Annotated in this window: 15 protein-coding genes; 7 read left to right on the top strand and 8 right to left on the bottom strand. The window is 59.5% G+C overall.

Annotated elements, in window-relative coordinates; genetic code table 11:
* Positions 1-22: 22 nt before the first annotated feature.
* The 6 genes from rpsA to gyrA all read right to left on the bottom strand — a co-directional run bounded on the left by rpsA (position 23) and on the right by gyrA (position 9,950).
* The gene (gene rpsA / locus F7P80_RS12560) at positions 23-1,705 is read right to left on the bottom strand and encodes a 30S ribosomal protein S1 (protein ID WP_054066302.1); all 1,683 of its coding nucleotides are present in this window, start codon (positions 1,703-1,705) and stop codon (positions 23-25) included.
* 156 nt (positions 1,706-1,861) lie between these two features.
* Positions 1,862-3,901 carry a bifunctional 3-phosphoshikimate 1-carboxyvinyltransferase/cytidylate kinase gene (locus F7P80_RS12555; protein WP_151045128.1) on the bottom strand — a complete coding sequence of 680 codons (2,040 nt, stop codon included), beginning with the start codon at positions 3,899-3,901 and terminating at the stop codon, positions 1,862-1,864.
* An 11-nt stretch (positions 3,902-3,912) separates the two neighbouring features.
* Positions 3,913-4,809 carry a prephenate dehydrogenase gene (locus F7P80_RS12550; protein ID WP_054066304.1) on the bottom strand — a complete coding sequence of 299 codons (897 nt, stop codon included), beginning with the start codon at positions 4,807-4,809 and terminating at the stop codon, positions 3,913-3,915.
* 9 nt (positions 4,810-4,818) lie between these two features.
* On the bottom strand, positions 4,819-5,922 hold the full coding sequence (pheA, locus tag F7P80_RS12545) for a prephenate dehydratase (protein ID WP_151045126.1): 1,104 nt from the start codon (positions 5,920-5,922) through the stop codon (positions 4,819-4,821).
* 120 nt (positions 5,923-6,042) lie between these two features.
* The gene (serC, locus tag F7P80_RS12540; protein ID WP_151045124.1) at positions 6,043-7,149 is read right to left on the bottom strand and encodes a 3-phosphoserine/phosphohydroxythreonine transaminase; all 1,107 of its coding nucleotides are present in this window, start codon (positions 7,147-7,149) and stop codon (positions 6,043-6,045) included.
* A 119-nt stretch (positions 7,150-7,268) separates the two neighbouring features.
* Positions 7,269-9,950 (bottom strand): DNA gyrase subunit A, encoded by a 2,682-nt coding sequence (gyrA, locus tag F7P80_RS12535; RefSeq protein WP_077393553.1) that lies wholly within the window; start codon positions 9,948-9,950, stop codon positions 7,269-7,271.
* Positions 9,951-10,190: 240 nt separating this feature from the next.
* Here gyrA and ompA point away from each other — a divergent pair, with 240 nt between their 5' ends.
* Entirely contained in the window at positions 10,191-10,826 is a 636-nt protein-coding gene (ompA, locus tag F7P80_RS12530) for an outer membrane protein OmpA (RefSeq protein WP_054066308.1), read from the top strand.
* A 326-nt stretch (positions 10,827-11,152) separates the two neighbouring features.
* Here ompA and map read toward each other — a convergent pair whose 3' ends face one another.
* A complete protein-coding gene (gene map, locus F7P80_RS12525) occupies positions 11,153-11,968 on the bottom strand; it encodes a type I methionyl aminopeptidase (protein WP_054066309.1) in 816 nt (271 codons plus the stop codon).
* A 428-nt stretch (positions 11,969-12,396) separates the two neighbouring features.
* Here map and purL point away from each other — a divergent pair, with 428 nt between their 5' ends.
* Positions 12,397-16,407, top strand: coding sequence for a phosphoribosylformylglycinamidine synthase (purL, locus tag F7P80_RS12520; protein ID WP_151045122.1), 4,011 nt, complete (start codon positions 12,397-12,399; stop codon positions 16,405-16,407).
* Between the two features lie 246 nt (positions 16,408-16,653).
* Here purL and F7P80_RS12515 read toward each other — a convergent pair whose 3' ends face one another.
* On the bottom strand, positions 16,654-16,974 hold the full coding sequence (locus F7P80_RS12515) for a hypothetical protein (RefSeq protein ID WP_151045120.1): 321 nt from the start codon (positions 16,972-16,974) through the stop codon (positions 16,654-16,656).
* 188 nt (positions 16,975-17,162) lie between these two features.
* Between F7P80_RS12515 and F7P80_RS12510 the strand changes: the two genes are divergently transcribed.
* The 5 genes from F7P80_RS12510 to F7P80_RS12490 all read left to right on the top strand — a co-directional run bounded on the left by F7P80_RS12510 (position 17,163) and on the right by F7P80_RS12490 (position 22,146).
* Positions 17,163-17,948, top strand: a complete 786-nt coding sequence (locus F7P80_RS12510; protein ID WP_151045118.1) for an SDR family oxidoreductase — start codon at positions 17,163-17,165, stop codon at positions 17,946-17,948.
* Positions 17,949-18,075: 127 nt separating this feature from the next.
* Positions 18,076-18,516, top strand: coding sequence for a PaaI family thioesterase (locus tag F7P80_RS12505; protein ID WP_054066313.1), 441 nt, complete (start codon positions 18,076-18,078; stop codon positions 18,514-18,516).
* Positions 18,517-18,612: 96 nt separating this feature from the next.
* Positions 18,613-19,629, top strand: coding sequence for an NADP-dependent oxidoreductase (locus F7P80_RS12500; RefSeq protein WP_151045116.1), 1,017 nt, complete (start codon positions 18,613-18,615; stop codon positions 19,627-19,629).
* 83 nt (positions 19,630-19,712) lie between these two features.
* Positions 19,713-20,627 (top strand): SDR family oxidoreductase, encoded by a 915-nt coding sequence (locus tag F7P80_RS12495; protein WP_054066315.1) that lies wholly within the window; start codon positions 19,713-19,715, stop codon positions 20,625-20,627.
* A gap of 229 nt (positions 20,628-20,856) precedes the next feature.
* Positions 20,857-22,146 (top strand): efflux RND transporter periplasmic adaptor subunit, encoded by a 1,290-nt coding sequence (locus F7P80_RS12490; protein WP_114070914.1) that lies wholly within the window; start codon positions 20,857-20,859, stop codon positions 22,144-22,146.
* The last annotated feature ends 5 nt before the right edge of the window (positions 22,147-22,151 follow it).

Genomic DNA, 22,151 nt, shown 5'->3' with positions numbered 1-22,151 from the left:
AGAGCAGTTGGCAACAAGCTGATTACTTGTCGGCGTCCAGCTTGGCGCGCAGCAGAGCACCCAGGCTAGTTGTACCGGCATTTTCCTTGGAAGCTTGCGCAGACAGGGAAGCCATGGCTTCTTGCTGTTCCACGTGGTCCTTCTGCTTGATGGACAGCTGGATGTTGCGGGACTTGCGGTCCACGTTGGTCACCACAGCAGTCACTTCGTCGCCTTCCTTCAGCACGTTGCGTGCGTCTTCCACGCGCTCAACGGAGATTTCGGAAACGCGCAGGTAGCCAACGATGTCGTCACCCAGGTCGATTTCAGCGCCCTTGGCGTCCACAGTCTTGACCTTACCGGTCACGATGGAGCCCTTGTCGTTCACTGTCACGAATGTGGTGAAAGGATCGCTGTCCAGCTGCTTGATGCCCAGGGAGATGCGCTCGCGCTCGACGTCAACGCCCAGAACGATGGCTTCCACTTCCTGGCCCTTCTTGTAGTTACGAACGGCGGCTTCGCCAGTTTCGTTCCAGGACAGGTCAGACAGGTGCACCAGGCCATCGATGCCGGAAGGCAGGCCCACGAACACGCCGAAGTCAGTGATGGACTTGATGGGGCCCTTCACCTTGTCGCCGCGCTTGGTGTTCTGAGCGAATTCTTGCCAGGGGTTAGCCTTGCACTGCTTCATGCCCAGGGAGATACGACGCTTGTCTTCGTCGATTTCCAGAACCATCACTTCGACTTCGTCGCCCAGGGCAACCAGCTTGGAAGGAGCAACGTTCTTGTTGGTCCAGTCCATTTCGGAAACGTGCACCAGGCCTTCGATGCCGGGTTCCAGTTCCACGAATGCGCCGTAGTCGGCAATGTTGGTCACCTTGCCGAACAGACGTGTGCCCGAAGGATAACGGCGGGAAACGCCCATCCATGGGTCGTCGCCCATTTGCTTCAGACCCAGAGACACGCGGTTCTTGTCGGTGTCGAACTTCAGGATCTTGGCAGTGATTTCCTGGCCAGCTGTCACCACTTCGGATGGGTGACGTACGCGACGCCATGCCATGTCGGTGATGTGCAGCAGACCGTCGATGCCGCCCAGGTCAACGAACGCACCGTATTCGGTGATGTTCTTCACCACGCCCTGAACGATAGCGCCTTCCTTCAGGGTTTCCATCAGCTTGGCGCGCTCTTCGCCCATGGAGGCTTCCACCACAGCGCGACGGCTCAGCACAACGTTGTTGCGCTTGCGGTCCAGCTTGATGACCTTGAATTCCATGGTCTTGTTTTCGTAAGGAGTCAGATCCTTAACGGGACGTGTGTCGATCAGCGAACCGGGCAGGAATGCACGGATGCCGTTGACCAGAACAGTCAGGCCGCCCTTGACCTTGCCAGAAGTGGTGCCGGTCACGAATTCGCCGGATTCCAGAGCTTGCTCCAGCGACAGCCAGGAAGCCAGACGCTTAGCGGTGTCACGGGACAGGATGGTGTCGCCGTAGCCGTTTTCGATCGAGCCGATGGCCACGGACACGAAGTCACCAACTTGAACTTCGATTTCGCCCTGGTCGTTCTTGAACTCGTCGATTGGCACATAGGCTTCAGACTTCAAGCCAGCGTTCACCACCACGAAGTTGTGCTCAACGCGCACGACTTCAGCAGTGATAACTTCGCCGGGACGCATTTCAGTGCGTTGCAACGATTCTTCAAAAAGGGCGGCAAAAGATTCAGACATGTAGTTCCTTGACCGAATGCAGGTTTCCGGCGGCACCATTGCCACACGTTTTTATGACTGCAATCGGAGGGTGCAGGAAATTCCTGCGGGTTAAAGGTTGAGAACCGTTCTGGCCAGTGCGCGTGTAGCGCGGATGTGGCTGACGGGCCTGGGGTGTCAGCCCTGTGCTGGCGCAAAAGGCTGGCGTGCTTGCCACCAGTCCAGTACCTGCTGCACGGCTTGTTCAATCGTGCTTTCGGAGTTGTCCCAGTGCAAAGCGTCTTCAGCAGGCTTCAAGGGCGATGCGGCGCGATTCATGTCGCGTGCGTCGCGCGCCTCAAGGTCGGCATAAAGGTCTGACATATTAGCAGAAAGTCCTTTGGAAATCAATTGCTTGTAACGGCGCTCAGCGCGGCACTGCACGCTGGCCGTCAAATAGACCTTCAAAGGGGCGTCAGGGAAGATGGTGGTGCCCATGTCGCGGCCGTCGGCCACCAGGCCGGGCAGCTTGCGAAAGTCGCGCTGCACCTGCAGCAGCGCCTCACGCACGGCGGGCAAAGCCGAGACCTTGGAGGCATTCATGCCTGCTGCTTCGGTGCGGATGGCCAGCGACACGTCTTCGCCGTCCAGCAGCACACGCTGGTCGGATGTGAAGCAAATGGCCTTGCTGAGAATAAGGTTGGCAATGGCCTGGGCGTTGTCTTCGGTCAGGGCCATGCCTGCGCGCGAAGCCGCCAGGCCGGTGATCCGGTAGAGCGCTCCAGAGTCGAGCAGGTGAAAGCCGAGTCGCTCGGCCACCAGAGAAGCGACCGTGCCTTTGCCCGAGGCGGTGGGGCCATCAATACAGATCACGGGAGCGGGTTGGGAAGCTTGGGTCACGCTGAAAAATGCTTCGAAATAATCGGGGAAGGTCTTGCCCACGCACTTGGGGTCTTCAATGCGCACGGGCAGACCCGCCGGGTTGAACGCGGCCAGTGAAAAGCACATGGCCACGCGGTGGTCGTCATAGGTGTGAATGCTGGCAGCTTTCCAGTCAGACGGCTGGGCGGGCGGCGTAATGCGGATGAAGTCTGGGCCTTCTTCCACCGTGGCACCCAGCTTGCGCAGTTCGCAGGCCATGGCAGCGATGCGGTCGGTTTCCTTGACGCGCCAGCTAGCAATATTGCGCAGCGTGGTGCTGCCTGTGGCATACAGCGCCATGGTGGCCAGGGTCATGGCAGCGTCTGGAATATGGTTGCAGTCCAGATCAATGGCCTTCAGGGGCCAGCTGCCGCGTGAAATATGCAGCCAGTTGGGGCCGCTTTCCACCACGGCGCCCATGGCCTGGGCGGCCTCCACAAAGCGGATATCGCCCTGGATAGAGTCTTTGCCTACGCCCAGCACTTTAATGCCATTTTTGCCTCTAGCGCCCGTGGATATTGCACCAAGCGCTATGAAGTAGCTAGCGGATGAGGCATCTGCCTCTACGTATACCTCGCCGGGCGACTGGTAGCGGCTGCCTGCGGGGATGGTGAAGCGCTGCCAGTTGTCGTTGGCCACCACAATGCCAAAGCGCGCCAGCAGCTCCAGCGTGATGTGGATGTAGGGCTTGGAGATCAGCTCGCCCACGACTTCGATGTGCACGGCTTGCTGCTGGGCAATCAGCGGCAGGGCCATGAGCAGCGCGGTCAGAAACTGGCTGGAGACATCGCCACGCACACGAATGGGCTGGCTGCGGTCCAGTTGTGACAAGTCTGCGGGTGCAATGCGCAGCGGGGGATAGCCCTCGTTGCCCAGGTAATCAATCTGGCAGCCCAGCTGGCGCAGGGCATCGACCAGGTCGCCAATGGGACGCTCGTGCATGCGCGGCACACCGCTCATCTCAAAATTGCCGCCCAGCAGCGATAGCGCCGCCGTCAAGGGGCGCATGGCTGTGCCAGCGTTGCCGAGGAAGAGTTGGTGCAGATCAGCGCTGGGGAGCTTGCCACCCAGGCCGGTGATGCGCAGCGGCTGACCGGGCACAACGGCGGCAGGCTCGACCACGCAGCCGATCTGCTGCAGGGCCTGAAGCATGACGCGGGTGTCGTCCGAATCCAGCAGGTCGTGGATGGTGGTCGAGCCCTGACTCAGCGCTGCCAGCAGCAGCACGCGGTTGGAAATGCTCTTGGAGCCTGGCAGCTGCACGCTACCGCTGGCAGTGGCCAGATGAGGAAGGTCAAGAAAAGCGGTGGTGTACATGCGCAAGCAACTCAAGCGGTGAGGGCAGGTTCGGCAGCGGAAGCTGGCTGGTTAAAGCGGCACTGGGCGCGTGCGGCGCTGGCCAGGGTGATCAGGTCTTCAAGGGCCTGGGCATTGCCAGCCTGCAGCACGTCTTCAAAGGCTTGTACAGCCTGTTTGAAGTGCTGCGCCTGGGCCAGTACCTCGGCCTTGTTGGCCAGCAGAATGTCGCGCCACATTTTGGGGTCGCCAGCGGCAATGCGGGTGAAGTCCCGAAAACCGGGGCCCGCCACGCTCAGGAAAGCGTCGGCCTGCTCCTGGCGCATCACGCTTTGCATCATGGCAAATGCCAGCATGTGGGGCAGGTGGCTGATGGCGGCAAAAGCCGCGTCGTGTGTCTCGGGCGCCATCACGCGTACCTCGCAGCCCAGCGCGGTCCACAGCGCCTGCGCCTTGTGCAGGTGCTGGGTCAGCGTGCGTTCGGTGGGCGTGAGTATGACTTTGGCGCCCTGGTACAGGTCGGCATCCGCATGGGCCACGCCCGCGACTTCCTTGCCAGTATTGGGGTGTGCAGGCACAAAGCTGGCCAGCTGGTTGCCCAGCGCATGGCGTGCAGCCTGCACCACGTCGCCCTTGGTGGAGCCTACGTCCATGATCAGCATCTCTGGGGTGACCAGGTGCTTGATGGATTTGAGTGTGGCTTCGGTCGCACCCACGGGCACGGCCAGCAGCACCAGATCCGCGCCCGCTGCGGCCAGCAGTGCGGAAGGGGCTTCCACATCAATCACGCCCATCTGCAGGGCGCGTGCCGTGGTGGTGGGGGACTTGCTGTAGCCGACCACGCGCTTGACCAGTCCGGCTTTTTTGAGTGCCAGCGCAAAAGAGCCCCCCATGAGGCCGCAGCCAATGAGTCCGAGTTGTTCAAACATGGCGCAGCCTTATTCCGCAGGGGTGGGGTAGGTGCCCAGCACTTTGTAGAAGGCTGACAGATCCTGCAGCTCCTGAAGCGCCTTGGCAACGTTCTCCTGTGCAGGGTGGCCTTCGATGTCGATGTAGAAGTAATACTCCCACTGGCCAGTGCGGGCAGGGCGCGATTCGATGCGCGTCATCGATACGCCGTGCTTTTTTAGTGGCACCAGCAGGTCGTGCACCGCACCTGGGCGGTTGTTGACGGAGAGCACCAGGCTGGTCGAATCCTTGCCCGTGGGCGCAGGGGTTGGCAGCGTATGGGGCAGGCAGATGATGGCAAACCGCGTGCGGTTGTAGGCATCGTCCTGAATCGCATGGCTGACGATATGCAGGCCAAACTGCTGAGCGGCGCGTTCGCTGCTGATGCCCGCCCATGTGGGGTTCAGTGCAGCCAGACGCGCACCTTCGGCGTTGCTCTCGACCGGGCGGCGCTCCGCATGCGGCAGGTGCTTGGACAGCCAGGCGTGGCACTGCGCCAGGGCCTGTGGGTGGGCAGCCACGACCTCGATGCCATCGATGGAGTTGCTGGTGCGCAGCAGGTTGTGGCGAATCAGCATGCTGACCTCGCCCACGATGTGGCAGGGTGTGTGGCGGAACATGTCCAGCGTGCGGTTGACCACGCCTTCGGTGGAGTTTTCCACGCCGACCACGCCGTACTGCGCGCTGCCTGCGGCCGTGGCGTGGAACACTTCTTCAAAGGTGTTGCAGTAGAGGAAGTCGGCTGCGCCGCCAAAGTACTGCACGGCGGCTTCTTCACAGAACGTGCCTGCGGGACCCAGCACGGCCACGCGCTGGGGAGATTCGAGCGCCAGGCAGGCAGACATGATTTCGCGCCAGATGGCGGCTACGTGCGCGCCCTTGAGTGGGCCGGGGTTGCTGGCCTTGATCTTTTCGATCACCTGCGCGACGCGGTCAGGGCGGAAGAAGGCCGAGCCTTCTTTTTTCTTCAGCTCACCCACTTGCTCCGCGACTTTGGCGCGCTGGTTGACCAGCTCCAACATTTGGCGGTCCAGGCTGTCAATCTGATTGCGCAGCTGCAGCAGTTCAGGGCTGGCTTGGGGTTCTGTGCTCATGGCTTCCTCGAAAAGAGAAGCGGCTAGCGCTGGTCCAGCAAGGGTTTCAATATGAAATCATTCTGAATCCCTTGTGTAGAGAGCGCTAGCAGCTCTTATTTTTAAATTCTTGTGGGCGAATCAGGCGCTGGTGCGTTCGAAATCCTGCATGAAGTCGACCAGTGCGCGCACACCTTCCATCGGCATGGCGTTGTAGATGCTGGCGCGCATGCCGCCCACGGACTTGTGGCCCTTGAGCTGCAGCAGGCCGCGCTCCTTGGCAGCGGCCAGGAAGGCTTCGTTGCGGCTTTCGTCACGCAGGAAGAAGGGGATGTTCATGCGCGAGCGGCAGGCCTTGTCCACCTTGTTCACGTATAGCTGGGAGTGGTCCAGATAGTCGTAGAAGACATCGGCCTTGGCCTTGTTGCGCGCTTCCATGGCGGCCACGCCGGTCAGCTCGCCTTCACGCTGGCGCTTGAGCCACTGGAAGGTCAGGCCAGCCATGTAGATGCCCCAGGTGGGTGGGGTGTTGAACATGGAGTTGTTGTCTGCCACGGTCTTGTAGTTAAAGGCCGAGGGACAGATGTCCAGCGCATGGCCCAGCAGGTCTTCACGCACGATGACGATGGTCAGGCCCGCAGGGCCAATGTTCTTTTGCGCGCCACCAAAGGCCAGGCCTACGCGGCTCCAGTCCAGTGGGCGGGAGGCCACGTTGGAAGAGAAATCAATCACCAGAGGTGCATCGCAACCCAGTGCCTTCAGGTCGGGCAGTTCCTGGTATTCCACGCCATGGATGGTTTCGTTGCTGCAGATGTGCACGTACTGCGCATCGCTGGACAGCTGCCAGCTGGCTGCATCAGGAATGGAGGTGTAGCTGCTGGCTTCGCCGCTGGCGGCCAGGTGGTTGTGGGCGTACTTGGCGGCTTCCTTGAAGGATTTCTGGCTCCAGCTGCCGGTGACCACAAAGTCGGCCGTGCCGCCCTTGGACAGGTTCAGCGGAACAATGGCGTTCTCTGCCAGACCGCCGCCTTGCATGAACAGAATCTTGAAGTTGGCAGGCACGGCCAGCAGCTCGCGCAGGTCGGCTTCTGCAGCTTCGTAAATGCTGATGAACTCCTTGCCGCGGTGGCTCATCTCCATTACGCCCATGCCGGAATTGCCCCAGTTGAGCATTTCGTTGGCAGCTTGTTGCAGAACTTCTTCAGGAATGGCGGCAGGACCGGCGGAGAAATTGAAAGGGCGGCTCATCGTTCTTACAGTCAAATCACGACTGGCGCAGCATGGGTGTGCGCCAGCAGCTATCAAAAAAAATCGATCTTAGATGAAAAAACACCCCACGGCTTGCGCTATGGGGTGTCGTTCTTTTCTTACTCGGCAGCGGCGTCTGGTGCTGCGCCGCTGTCGGCCGCCTCACCATCACCGTCGCTCTCATTGCCATTCGCATCGTTTTCGGCAATGCGTTGCAGGCCGCTGAGCTTGGCGCCTTCGTCCAAGCTGATCAGTGTCACGCCTTGCGTTGCACGACCCATCTCGCGGATCTCTGCCACACGGGTGCGCACCAGCACGCCCTTGTCGGTGATCAGCATGATTTCGTCTTCAGGTGCAACCAGGGTAGCTGCGACCACCTTACCGTTGCGCTCGGACTGCTGGATGGCAATCATGCCCTTGGTGCCACGGCCGTGGCGGGTGTATTCGCTGATGTGGGTGCGCTTGCCGTAGCCGTTTTCAGTGGCGGTCAGCACGCTCTGGGCCACAGAGTGGTCGCCGCCATCCAGGCCTTCAGCGTCGGCCACCAGCATGGCAATCACACTCTGGCCATCTTCTAGGTTCATGCCGCGCACGCCACGTGCATTGCGGCCCATGGGGCGCACATCGTTTTCGTCAAAGCGCACGGCCTTGCCTGCGTCAGAGAACAGCATCACGTCGTGCTTGCCGTCGGTCAGCGCTGCGCCAATCAGGTAGTCGCCTTCGTCCAGGCCAACGGCAATGATGCCGGCCTTGCGAGGGTTGCTGAATTCGTTCAAAGCGGTCTTCTTCACGGTGCCCATGCTGGTGGCCATGAAGACGTAGTGGTCTTCAGGGAAGCTGCGGTTATCACCCGTGAGCGGCAGCACCACGTTGATCTTTTCGCCTTCCTGCAGCGGGAACATGTTGACGATGGGGCGGCCACGCGAGTTGCGCGAACCCGAGGGAACTTCCCAGACCTTGAGCCAGTACATGCGGCCACGGTTGGAGAAGCACAGCAGGTAGTCGTGTGTGTTCGCAATGAACAGCTGGTCAATCCAGTCGTCTTCCTTGGTCTGTGTGGCCTGCTTGCCGCGGCCACCACGCTTTTGGGCGCGGTATTCAGACAAAGGCTGGCTCTTGATGTAGCCGGTGTGCGAGAGCGTCACCACCATGTCGGTGGGGGTGATCAGGTCTTCGGTGGACAGGTCCTGTGCGCTGTACTCGATGGTCGAGCGGCGAGCGCCAATCTTGTTCTGACCAAATTCAGCCTTGAGTTGGGTTAACTCGTCGCCAATGATGACGGACACGCGCTCGGGCTTGGCCAGGATGTCCAGCAGGTCTTCGATGGCGGCCATGATGTCGCGGTATTCGGCGACGATCTTGTCCTGCTCCAGACCAGTCAGGCGCTGCAGGCGCATTTGCAGAATTTCCTGCGCCTGTGTCTCGGACAGACGGTACAGGCCGTCCTGACCCAGACCGAATTCTTTTTCCAGCGACTCGGGGCGGTAGTCGTCGGCATTGACTGCAGAGCCATCTTCACGGGTGCGGGTCAGCATCTCGCGCACCAGCTTGCTGTCCCAGGTGCGGTTCATCAGCTCGGCCTTGGCCACAGGTGGTGTGGGGGCGTTGCGGATGATGGCGATGAAGTCGTCAATATTGGCCAGCGCAACGGCCAGACCTTCCAGAATGTGACCGCGGTCGCGTGCCTTGCGCAGCTCAAACACGGTACGGCGAGTCACCACTTCGCGGCGGTGCTGCAGGAAGACCTGGATCAGATCCTTGAGGTTGCATAGCTTGGGCTGGCCATCGACCAGTGCCACCATGTTCACACCAAAGGTGTCCTGCAGCTGAGTCTGCTTGTACAGGTTGTTCAGCACCACTTCTGGCACTTCGCCGCGCTTGAGCTCGATCACCAGGCGCATGCCGGACTTGTCGGACTCGTCCTGGATGTGGCTGATGCCTTCAATGCGCTTTTCGTGCACCAGCTCAGCCATGCGCTCTTGCAGCGTCTTCTTGTTGACCTGGTAGGGGAGCTCATCGACGATGATGGCTTGGCGCTGGCCACGGTCGATATCTTCAAAGTGCACCTTGGCGCGCATCACGATGCGGCCACGGCCGGTGCGATAGGCTTCCTTGACACCGTTGATGCCGTAGATGATGCCGGCAGTTGGGAAGTCAGGCGCAGGGATGATGTCCATCAGTTCATCCACACCGGCTTCAGGGTTGCGCAGCAGGTGCAGGCAGGCGTCCACCACTTCATTCAAGTTGTGCGGAGGAATATTGGTCGCCATACCCACGGCAATACCAGCAGAGCCATTGACCAGCAGGTTGGGCAGGCGTGTAGGCAGTGTCAGGGGTTCCTGTTCGGAGCCGTCATAGTTGGGGCCGAAATCGACGGTTTCCTTGTCGATGTCAGCCAGCATTTCGTGGGCAATCTTGGACAGGCGAATTTCGGTGTATCGCATGGCCGCTGCGCTGTCGCCGTCCACCGATCCGAAGTTACCCTGGCCGTCCACCAGCATGTGGCGCAGCGAGAAGTCCTGGGCCATGCGCACGATGGTGTCGTATACCGCGCTGTCGCCGTGTGGGTGGTACTTACCAATTACGTCACCCACGATACGGGCAGACTTCTTGTAGGGGCGATTCCAATCGTTGTTGAGCTCGTGCATTGCATACAGCACGCGACGATGCACAGGCTTTAAGCCATCACGCGCATCGGGAAGGGCGCGGCCCACAATCACGCTCATCGCGTAATCGAGGTAACTGCGGCGCATTTCCTCTTCGAGGCTGATAGGCAAAGTTTCTTTAGCGAACTGGGTCATGTAGTTGTGCGGGGTTATGCAATGACGACGATGGAGGCCATTTTAGATGCAATGCGTTGTTGCTGACAGGCAACATCTGATCTGCATTCCGCATTTGTCCTACCGCCAGAGTCTTGCGCAGCCAAGCATTCGAAGAATCCGTGTGGCACAATGATTTCCAGCGTTCTTGGTGATGGTCACTAATGACGTCCATGAATTTCGTAGTGCATGCACTGCGGCTTAATCCCCAAGAGGAGAACCATGAAGAAACTGAACAAAGTAGCGATCCTGTTTGCAACTGCAGCTCTGGCAACTGCTGCCGGCGCACAAGTGACAGCTGCCGACGGTGGCAAGACCATCGATAACTGGCAAAACGGCTCCGGCGAGCTGGTGTGGAAGAACGGCACCAACGAACTGTGCTGGCGCGATGCCAACTGGACACCCGCTACTGCAGCTGCTGGCTGCGACGGTGCTCTGGTTCCTGTGGTTGAAGTGGTAGAAAAGGTTGAAGAAGTTGTTGTAGCTCCTGCACCTGCTCCTACAGCTTCCAAGGTGAGCTTTGCTGCTGACACCTTCTTTGACTTTGACAAGTCCGTGCTGAAGCCTGCTGGCAAGGCTACTCTGGACGAACTGGCTCAGCTGATCAAGGACATCAACCTGGAAGTGGTTGTGGCTGTGGGTCACACCGACTCCATCGGTACAGAAGCTTACAACCTGAAGCTGTCTGAGCGTCGCGCTCAAGCTGTGAAGGCTTACCTGGTGTCCAAGGGCATCGATGCAAGCCGCATCTACACCGAAGGCAAGGGTGAAGCTCAGCCTATCGCTTCCAACAAGACTGCCGAAGGCCGTGCGAAGAACCGTCGCGTGGACATCGAAGTGGTCGGTACACGCAAGTAATCTTCTCTGAAGATTGCAAGCGCTCCAGTCATGGAGCCATGCCAGTCGTAACAGCTGGCATGCACATGAAAAAGGCAACGTGTTTGGCACGTTGCCTTTTTTCATGGGTGCTTCACTTTTCGGTCAATGATGGAAAAGAGGGTGTGGGGAGAGCTACTCCCGAATCAAACATCAGCCGCACAGCCATCTGTCAGCCGCAGGTAGCAGCGAACGATGCCGAGATTTCTCGCCGTTTTTTCCCGCCCATCAAGCAGCAACGGCCCTGATGAGGGCCGTGGCGATGATTCCAGCTCAGAGATGCATTCAGCCCTGAGTCGCTTTGCGTATCAGGTACGAATGCTCTGGATGAAATCGGGAGGTGTGGGTGAGCCGTCCGACCAGGTCAGGATGTCATAGCCGGTCTTGGTGACAGCCAGCATCAGTTCCCATTGGGCAGACAGGCTGCGGTCCTTGGTGATGATGGTCCAGCCGTCCTGGCCCAGTTCCTTGACCTCACGTTTACCCAGATTGAGCATGGGTTCAATGGTGAAGACCATGCCTTCTTCGAGGACAACGCCAGTGCCGGGCTTGCCATAGTGCAGTACCTGGGGCTCTTCGTGGAACTTCTGTCCAATGCCGTGGCCGCAGTATTCGCGCACCACAGAAAGGTTGTGCTTTTCTGCGTAAGTCTGGATGGCGTGGCCAATATCGCCCAAGGTGGCTCCGGGCTTGACTTGCTGAATGCCCAGCCACATGGCTTCAAAGGTGAGCTTGGACAGGCGCTTGCCTGCAATGGTGCCTTCACCAATCATGAACATGCGGCTGTTGTCGCCATACCAGCCATCTTCGGTGATGACAGTCACGTCCACGTTCAGGATGTCTCCCTTCTTCAGGGGCTTGTCGTTGGGAATGCCGTGGCACACCACATGGTTGGGAGAGGTGCACAGATGACCGGGGTAGGGGGGGTAGCCGGGGGGCTGGTAGCCAATCGTCGCAGAGCGTGTGCCTTGCTTGGCCATGCATTCTGCGCCTAGGCGGTCGATTTCTGCAGTGGTGATGCCGGGCTTGATGAAGGGGGTGATGTAGTCCAGCACTTCCGAAGCCAAACGGCCTGCAATGCGCATGCGTTCGATTTCTTCGGGGGTTTTGATGGTGATGCTCATGCCGTCAATTATTCCACTGCAGCGCTTCCATCGCTCACACAATGCACTTTTTGCCCCTAGGGCGTGTTCACATAAAGCTTGAGATTCGCGTTGAAGGCTTGGGGATGGGATGCTAGGCGCGGTGGCGCAGCAATGCCGAGCGCCTTGCAAGCTGCCGCAACAACGCAGACCGCCCCCAAGCCTTCAACCCCATTGGTGATCTCCATAATCAGGGGCAGCGAACCCAATGTTGATGTGAACACGCCCTAGCAGAGTCCTGAAGCCTGTGCTTCGCTCATGTATCTATGTCGCTTGCTCATATTGCTTTCCATATAGGGAGTATTCGTCCCGGTAAAATAGACCTTCTCTCGATTCAGCATCCACACGCTGTTGCCTTGCCTGCAGGGTGTGGATGCTTTTCACCAGCCTTCACATAAACAGGCCGCCTCGTGACCTTGCATTTGACTCAGTTTGAGGGTGGAAACGCCCTGAGCTCGTTCCGCGCCCAGCAACTCCTGACCGATCTGGTCGCTATCCATCCGAAGATCACGGGCATTGACGCCCGCTTTGTACATCTTGTTGCCACCGAGGCCGCTGTGACTGCTGAACAATCTCAGCGTCTGGCGGCCTTGTTGACGTATGGTGATCCGTATGAAGGCAGTGGCGAAGGTGTGGCGCTGGTCGTCACCCCCCGAATGGGCACGATCTCGCCCTGGGCTTCCAAGGCCACGGACATTGCGCGCAACTGCGGCCTGGATGTGTTTCGCGTCGAGCGCATCACGGAATATCGCATCAGCCTCAAGTCTGGCCTGCTTGGCGGCACGCCTGAACTGAGCAGCGAGCAGCTGGGCCAGATCGCCGCACTGTTGCACGACCGCATGACCGAGTCGGTGTTTGCTACGCGTGCAGAAGCAGAAAAGTTGTTCACCACACTGGCCGCACAGCCCATGGAGTTTGTGGATGTGCTGGGCGGTGGTCGCGCTGCGCTGGAAGCTGCCAACAAGCAGTGGGGCCTGGCGCTGGCAGACGACGAGATCGAATACCTGGTCAATGCCTTCAACGGTCTGGGGCGCAACCCTTCGGACGTAGAGCTGATGATGTTCGCGCAGGCCAACTCCGAGCACTGCCGCCACAAGATCTTTAACGCCAACTTCATCATCGATGGCGTGGCGCAAGACAAGTCGCTGTTCGGCATGATCCGCAATACCGAAGCCGTCTCGCCCCAGCACACCATCGTGGCCTATGCGGACAACGCTTCCATCATGGAAGGCCATGAGGTTGAGCGCTTTGTAGCGAAATTTGATGCCAAGGCAGATGCAGCAAGCGCTCCTAGCTATCAAAAGCAGAAGGCTGTCAACCATGTGCTGATGAAGGTGGAAACGCACAACCACCCCACCGCGATTTCGCCTTTCCCCGGTGCATCCACCGGCGCAGGCGGTGAAATCCGCGACGAAGGCGCAACCGGCCGCGGATCCAAGCCCAAGGCAGGTCTGACGGGCTTTACGGTCTCCAAGCTGTGGGGCAGCGAAGTGGGCAAGCCCGAGCACATTGCCAGCCCGCTGCAAATCATGATTGAAGGCCCCCTGGGTGGCGCGGCGTTCAACAACGAGTTTGGCCGTCCTAACCTGACAGGCTACTTCCGCGAATACGAACAGCAAGTGGGTGACATCACCCGCGGCTACCACAAGCCCATCATGATCGCCGGTGGTCTGGGCGTGATCGATGCGGATCTGACCAAGAAGATCGAATTCCCCGCAGGAACGCTGCTGATTCAGCTGGGCGGACCCGGCATGCGTATTGGCATGGGCGGTGGTGCGGCCAGCTCTATGGCAACCGGCACCAATGCGGCTGAGCTGGACTTTGACTCCGTGCAGCGCGGCAACCCCGAAATCGAGCGCCGTGCGCAGGAAGTCATTAACCACTGCTGGGCCCAGGGCGACAAGAACCCCATTCTGGCCATTCATGACGTGGGTGCAGGCGGCTTGTCCAATGCTTTCCCTGAGTTGACCAACGATGCAGGTCGTGGCGCACGTTTTGACCTGCGCAAGGTCAAGCTGGAAGAGTCGGGCCTGGCACCCAAGGAAATCTGGTCCAACGAATCGCAAGAGCGCTATGTGCTGGCGATTGCTCCTGAATCTCTGGATGAGTTCACCGCTTTCTGTGAACGCGAGCGTTGCCCCTTCGCCGTGATAGGTGTGGCCACCGAAGAACGTGACCTGATTCTGGAAGACACCGCCGTTGAATCCGGCGACCAGAAGTTCCCCGTGAACATGCCCATGAACGTGCTGCTGGGCAAGCCACCAAAGATGACCAAGGACGTGGCGACGGTTCAGCGTGAACTGCCCGCTATGGACCTGACCGGCTTGCCCCTGGAAAAGGCCGTGATCGAAGTGCTGGCCCACCCCACGGTGGCGTCCAAGCGTTTCCTGATCACCATTGGCGACCGCGCCGTGGGTGGTTTGACACACCGTGACCAGATGGTTGGCCCCTGGCAGGTTCCCGTGGCTGACGTGGCTGTGACACTGGCTGATTACCAGGGCTTCAAGGGCGAAGCCATGGCCATGGGCGAGCGCACACCGCTGGCTGCCATCAACGCGCCTGCCTCGGGCCGCATGGCCGTGGCCGAAGCCATCACCAATATGCTGGCTGCGCCCATTGAGCTGTCCAAGGTCAAGATGTCGGCCAACTGGATGGCTGCCTGTGGTGAGCCCGGTGAAGACGCCGAGCTGTACGCCACGGTGAAGGCCGTGGGCATGGAGCTGTGCCCTGCGCTGAATATCTCCATTCCCGTAGGCAAGGACTCCCTGTCCATGCGCACACAATGGACCGAAAACGGCGAGGTGAAAAAGGTCACATCGCCTGTGAGCCTGATCATCACCGGCTTTGCCGCTATTGATGATGTGCGTGGCACGCTGACACCGCAGCTGAATGCTGAAGTGGACGACTCCTCGCTGGTGCTGATTGATCTGGGTCGCGGCAAGATGCGTATGGGCGGCTCCATCATCGGTCAGGTGGTCAACCAGGCGGGCAATGAAACGCCAGATCTGGACGACCCCAAGGACTTGATCGCCCTGGTCGATGCCGTGAACCAGCTGCGCGCCCAAGGCAAGATCCTGGCCTACCACGACAAGGGCGACGGTGGCTTGCTGGCTACTGTGGCTGAGATGGCTTTTGCTGGCCACGTGGGCGTGGCGCTGAATGTGGACATGCTGATCACCGAAGGTGATGGCATTTCCGACAGTCGCATGGATTCTGGTGAAGGCAAGAACTGGGGTCAGCAGGTCGCAGGCCGCCGCGAAGAGCAGACCCTGCGTGCTTTGTTCAACGAAGAGCTGGGTGTGGTGCTGCAAATCCGTACCGGAGACCGCAGCGAAGTCATGCAGGTGCTGCGCGAGCACGGTCTGATCCAGTGCAGCCACATTATTGGCAAGACCCGTCCTGTATCGTCGCCCGTCGATGCTGGCAAGGGCGAACTGCAAGTCTGGCGCGATGCGCAAAAGGTGTTTGGCGCTTCGCTGTCTGACCTGCACCAGGTCTGGGACGCTGTGAGCTGGAAGATCTGCCAGCAACGTGACAACCCTGTCTGCGCTGACAGCGAGCATGCTGCTGCCGGTGAGCCAAGCGATCCCGGCATGCACGTGCATCTGACGTTTGATCCCAAGGAAGATGTGGCTGCGCCATTCCTGAACCTGCAGGCCAAGCCCCGCGTGGCTGTGCTGCGTGAGCAGGGTGTGAACTCGCACGTGGAAATGGCCTATGCCTTTACCGAAGCCGGTTTTGAAGCCGTGGACGTGCACATGACGGACTTGCAGTCGGGCCGTGCACAGCTCAAGGACTTTGCTGGTGTGGTGGCCTGCGGTGGTTTCAGCTACGGCGACACGCTGGGCGCTGGTATTGGCTGGGCACGCTCGATCACGTTCAATGATCGCCTGTCCGAGCAATTCCAGGCCTTCTTTGGCCGCGGCGACACCTTTGGTCTGGGCGTGTGCAATGGCTGCCAGATGTTTGCTGAACTGGCGGACATTATCCCCGGTGCGCAGGACTGGCCACGCTTTACGCAGAACCAGAGCAACCGCTTTGAGGCACGTCTGTCCATGGTGGAAGTGCTGGAGTCGCCTTCCATCTTCCTGCAGGGCATGGCGGGTTCCCGCCTGCCTATCGCTGTGGCACACGGTGAGGGCTACGCCAACTTCAAGTTCCGTGGCAATGCCGACCAGGTGCTGCGCGCCATGCGCTATGTGGACAACCACGGCAATGCGACCGAGCAGTATCCGTTCAACCCCAATGGCTCCGAAGGTGGCCTGACGGCGGTGACGACTGCGGATGGCCGCTTCACCGCCATGATGCCGCACCCAGAGCGCGTGTTCCGCAACATCCAGATGAGCTGGACTTCGGGCGATAAGTCGGAATTCAGCCCCTGGATGCGTGTGTGGCGCAACGCCCGCAAGTGGCTGGGGTGATCCACTCACACAAGCCTTGATACTTCGTCGCGAAGCCTTGCCGTACTACTTGTACTGTCTGCTGCTTCGCTTCTCGTCTCAAACGCATATCTCCGATGTGCTGGCTTGTGAGAGCGTCTCCAGCAGTTGCACTACGTATCAAAAAGCCCCAAGGTTTTGGCCTTGGGGCTTTTTTGTGCTTGAGTTTTTGGTCTTTTAAGGCTTCAGGGCTTATGCAGCAAGCGCTGATAGCTACGGTTTTTACGATCAATGCGTGCGGACTTCGAAGTAGCAGCCTTCCTCGCCACCCAGACCTTGCATGCCCATTTCGGCGGCGGCGCGTGCGGCTTTCATCCAGCGCTGGTAGGCAGCCCTGGCTTCTTCGGTGATCTCTTCAGGTGGGGCATCTTCCAGGCGCTCCAGCAATCGAAGTGTTTCTATGACCTGTGCTTCACCGCCCAGCTGGCGCGCCAGCGTGCGTGCGTAGCGGGTTTCAGCGCGTTGGCGTTCCTGCTCGGGCAGGCCGGGGTAGTCGCACAGGGAAACGGTGAAAGCTGCGGAGGCTTCGGTCAATTCAGTTGCAAACATGAGATATGTATAAATCAACAGTATTGTGTAAATATACAGTTAATTTTGCATGTCATGCAAGAGGCTGATGGCGGTGCTGCGTATCAGGGCTTTCCTGAGCTTCAGGCTTCGCGCTGGCGACAGGGGCTGTGCCGTGTGCACCGCACAATGGACTGGCATAGCAACACATTGAGCAGGAGACGCCATACATGACACGCACCGTGCAACAACTGTTTGACTTGAAAGGCAAAACGGCCCTGGTAACGGGAGGTTCCCGCGGCCTGGGATGGCAGATGGCGCAGGCGCTGGGAGAGGCCGGAGCGCGGCTGGTGCTGACTTCGCGCAAAGCCCATGACCTGGAAGCTGCTGCCCAGGAGCTGCAGGCGCAAGGGATTGATGCCCAATGGATTGCAGCGGATTGCGCCAATGAGGCCGACATTCAGCGTCTGGTGGCAGAGGCCACCGAAAAGCTGGGCCACATTGACATCCTGGTCAACAACGCGGGAGCCAGCTGGGGCGCGCCTGCGCAAGACCACCCTGTCTCCGCCTGGGACAAGGTGATGAACCTCAATGTCCGTGGTTACTTTTTGCTGAGTCAGGCGGTGGCCAAGGCGGGCATGCTCGAGCGCGGAGGGCGCATCATCAATCTGGCTTCGATTGCAGGGTTGGGCGGTAACCCCACTGAGATGAAAACCATTGCCTACAACACCTCCAAGGGTGCCGTGCTGAATTTCACGCGCGCGCTGGCGGCTGAGTGGGGGCCGCATGGCATTACGGTCAACGCCATCTGCCCCGGTTTTTTCCGCACCAAGATGGCTGAGGTGCTGATTGACACCATGGGCGAAGAAAAGATGGCAGGCCGCGCGCCGCTGCGCCGCCTGGGAGACAGCGAAGATCTCAAGGGCCTGACTGTGCTGCTGGCCAGCGATGCAGGTAAGCACATCACCGGGCAATGGATGGCGGTGGACGGTGGCGTGAGTGCCATTCTGGGCTAAGCGCAGTCAGGCCTGCGCGTATGGGATTGTCGCCATTACTCCAAAGTGACAGCTTTTCAGCGTGGCTTGGTGTTCTCGCCGCTATGCTTGCAGCCCATTGCAGCAAGCATGTATACGGAGACACGATATGTTGAGTTTTGGCGTACATCCCATCCCCTTTGTGGACCACCTGGGATTCACTTTGCACAAGATGGAAAACGGTGAGTCGGAGTTGCACTACACCGCCAGGCCTGAGCATCTGAACACTTTTGATGTGACACACGGCGGCGCCAGCATGACGCTGCTGGATGTGACCATGGCCGTGGCTGCACGCAGCCTGGAAAGTGATGACTTTGGCTGCGTGACCATCGAGATGAAGACCAGCTTCATGCAGGCAGCGCGCGGGCCTCTGGTCGCCAAGGGATGGGTGCTGCATCGCACCAAGACCATGGCCTATTGCGAGGGCAAGGTCTATGACAGCGAAGGCCGCCTGTGCACCCATGCCACGGGCACCTTCAAGTACATGCCCCGCACCGTCAAGCCCGGCCAAAAGGGTGGGGTGGCGCAGACCGTGATTGCCACAGACTGACAGGCAGGACAGCGCAGGCTGTTCTGCTTTATGAATGAAATTGGCCTCTAGAGCTTATGTAGCAAGCGCTTATAGCTATAAATAAAGGAGATATACATGCCGCGCAATCAACAGATTCTGCTGGACAACCGTCCTGAGGGCGAAGCTGCTGTCAGCAATTTCAAGCTGGTGGAAACGGAAACTCCTGCCTTGCAGGAAGGCCAGGTGCTGGTGCGTCACCATTACCTGAGTCTGGACCCTTACATGCGTGGCCGCATGAATGACAGCAAGAGCTATGCCGCGCCCCAGCCGCTGGGCGAAGTCATGCTCGGCGGTACGGTGGGTGAGGTGGTGGAAAGCCGCCATGCCAAGTTCCAGCCAGGGGACAAGGTCGTCGGTATGGGCGGCTGGCAGCTGTACAGCGTGGTGGATGGCAACGCCCCTGGCATGCTGCGCAAGGTGGATACCACGCACGTGCCACTGTCTTACTACCTGGGAGCCGTTGGCATGCCCGGCGTGACGGCGTGGTATGGGCTGGTCAAGATCATCAACCCCAAGCCAGGAGAAACGGTGGTGGTCAGTGCAGCGACAGGCGCGGTGGGCAGTGCCTTTGGTGCACTGGCCAAGGCACGCGGCTGCCGTGTTGTGGGTATTGCAGGTGGCCCGGAAAAATGCGCCTATGCGGTCAATGAACTGGGTTTTGATGCCTGTATTGACTACCGTGCCCACAGCGACCTCAAAGCCATGTCGCAGGCACTCAAGCAGGCCTGCCCGAATGGGATTGATGGCTACTTTGAGAATGTGGGGGGCTATCTGCTGGACGCGGTGCTGCTGCGTGCCAATGCGTTTGCGCGGGTGGCGCTGTGCGGCATGATCGCAGGCTATGACGGCGCGCCACTGCCTCTGCAGAACCCCGCCCTCATCCTCATCAACCGCGTGAAGATGGAAGGCTTTATCGTCAGCGAGCACATGGATGTCTGGCCCCAGGCCCTGCAGGAGCTGGCAACCCTGGTCGCACAGGGGCAGTTGCGTCCCCGCGAGAGCATCGCGCAGGGGCTGGAAAACGCCCCCGAGGCATTTCTGGGCATGCTCAAGGGCAAGAACTTTGGCAAGCAGCTGGTTCAGCTGATCTAGACCTGTTCACGCTTTCAATGCAGCAAGGCTTGAAGCAGTCTTGCTGTGGTCGTATTCCAGTACATAACGATAGTGAGACACCGATGTTGAATGGCTTGTCAGGTAAAACCGCTGTGCTGACCGGTGCAGGTTCTGGCTTTGGTCTGGAGTGCATGCGCATTGCGGCTAGCGCAGGCATGCAGCTGGTATTGGTGGATGTAGAGGCGCAAGCCTTGGCCAGTGCGGAGGCCGAGGCGCGCGCGCTGGGGGCCCCCGAGGTCATGGCGTGTCAGGTTGATGTGAGCGATGCCGCCGCCATGCAGGCGCTGGCCAGCCAGGTGCAAAGCACGTTGGGTGCACCGCATTTCGTCTTTAACAATGCGGGTGTGGGGGGCGCAGGCGGTTTGCTGTGGGAGCAGTCTGTGCGTGACTGGGAATGGGTGCTGGGAGTGAACCTGTGGGGCGTGATTCACGGGGTCCGCCTGTTTATGCCCATGATGCTGGAGGCTGCGCGCAAGGACCCGGATTGGCAGGGGCATATGGTGAACACCGCCAGCATGGCGGGGCTGGTGTCGCCGCCCAATATGGGGGTCTATAACGTCAGCAAGCATGCGGTGGTGAGCTTGACCGAAACCCTGTATCAGGATTTGCGGCTGGTCACTGACCAAGTGCACTGCAGTGTGCTGTGTCCTTATTTCGTGCCTACGGGCATAGCCAACAGCGAGCGCAACCGGCCTGATGCACCCGATGCAGCCACGCTGACGCCCAGTCAGCAGCTGGCGCGCAGCATGATGCAAAAGGCGGTCAGCTCGGGCAAGGTCTCAGCCAAGGACATTGCCAGCAAGGTGTTTGCCGCCATGGCTGATAACCAGTTCTATATCTTTAGCCACCCCCATGCCCTGGACGGCGTGCAAATGCGCATGGAAGATCTCCTGGAGCTGCGCAATCCTACCGATGCCTTTGCCAGCCGCCCGGAGCTGGGTGAGCAGATGCGCCAGATGCTGCGTCAGGCGGTTTGAGACTGACAGAACTGCCCGGCAGGGCTGGGTATGTAAATTGCTTACCAGTGGGAACTTTTCTGGTGCACAGCCCATCCTTTAGGCAGTTTTTTTCTCGCGTTGCAGCTTTCTTTGACGAGCGTTTTCTGCGAAAGCATGGCAAGAATTACGGCTTGCTTGAATGGCTTTACAGAAACGCAACATTACGGCGTGAGAATGTGTCAGTTTTGCCATCCAATAACAAGTTCTCATGACCTCAGCACATGCCAGCCCTCCTGCCAGAAACCGCTTGCCCAGCAGCTTTGTTGTTCCGCATCAGCAGCGTTTAAAAACCGGAGGTATGGCCGCAGTCATGCTGGCCGTAGCTATGCTCACGGGCTGTGCCCAAGAATCTGATGCCCCAGCAGCAGGGCAGATACAGGCTGCTGCACCAGAAGTAGGCGTGGTCATACTGCAAAAGCAAAGCCAGCAGCTCGATACCACCTTGCCTGGTCGTACCGCAGCCTTTCTGAGTGCGGAAGTGCGGCCCCAGGTCAGCGGGATTGTGCAAAAGCGTCTGTTCACCGAAGGTGCCATGGTCAAGCAGGGGCAGCCCCTGTACCAGCTCGATGCTGCCAGCCTGAAGGCAGCCGAAACCAGCGCGGAAGCAGCGCTGGCCAAGGCGCAAGCCAATTTGCAGACGGCAGAAGCCACGGCACGCCGCAATGCAGAGCTGGTCAAGATCAAGGCCATCAGTGAGCAGGCGTTTGAGCAGAGCGAAGCAGCAGCCAAACAGGCTCGAGCAGATGTGGCCGTGGCCAAAGCCGCGCTGGACAATGCACGTATCAATCTGCGCTACAGCCGCATTGAAGCACCCATTTCCGGGCGCATCAGCATCTCCAACGTGACCCCCGGTGCGCTGGTGACTGCCAACCAGACCACACCGTTGACGGAAATCGTGCAGATGGACCCCATGTATGTGGACTTCACCCAGTCCACGGCCGATTTGCTGCAGTTGCGCAATGACTGGGCGTCAGGGCGCTACCAGAAGGTCGATGGGGATCAGATACCCGTCCGTATCCAGCTCGAAGACGGCAGTACTTATGACCATGAGGGCAAGCTTGCCTTTTCGGGGCAGATCGTCAATGCCACCATGGGCACCGTGACCTTGCGTGCTGTGGTGCCCAACCCTGATGGGGTGCTCCTGCCCGGCATGTTTGTGCAGGCGCAGCTGCCTACGGGACTGGCTCCTGAAGCCATTCTGGTGCCGCAGCGCTCGGTGACGCGCGATTTGACGGGCCGTGCCCATGTCATGGTTGTCAATGCGGATGGCAATGTTGAGCGCCGCGCCGTGGAGCTGGGGCGCGCCATTGGTACGAACTGGCTGCTGGACAAGGGCTTGCAGGCGGGTGAGCGTGTGATTGTGGACGGGTTCCAGCGCATCAAACCTGGTGATACGGTCAAGGTGGTAGAAGTGGATCCGAATGCCAAGTCCGGTGCCAAGCCGGTAGATCCGCAAGCCGCGGCTGCTGCCCTGCGTGCCGCAGCGCAGCCCAAGTAAGCACG

This window comes from Comamonas kerstersii, assembly GCF_008801935.1.
Classification (GTDB): Bacteria; Pseudomonadota; Gammaproteobacteria; order Burkholderiales; family Burkholderiaceae_C; genus Comamonas; species Comamonas kerstersii.
The sequence above is the reverse complement of the archived record's forward strand: the minus strand, read 5'-3'. Positions and strand labels throughout refer to the sequence as shown.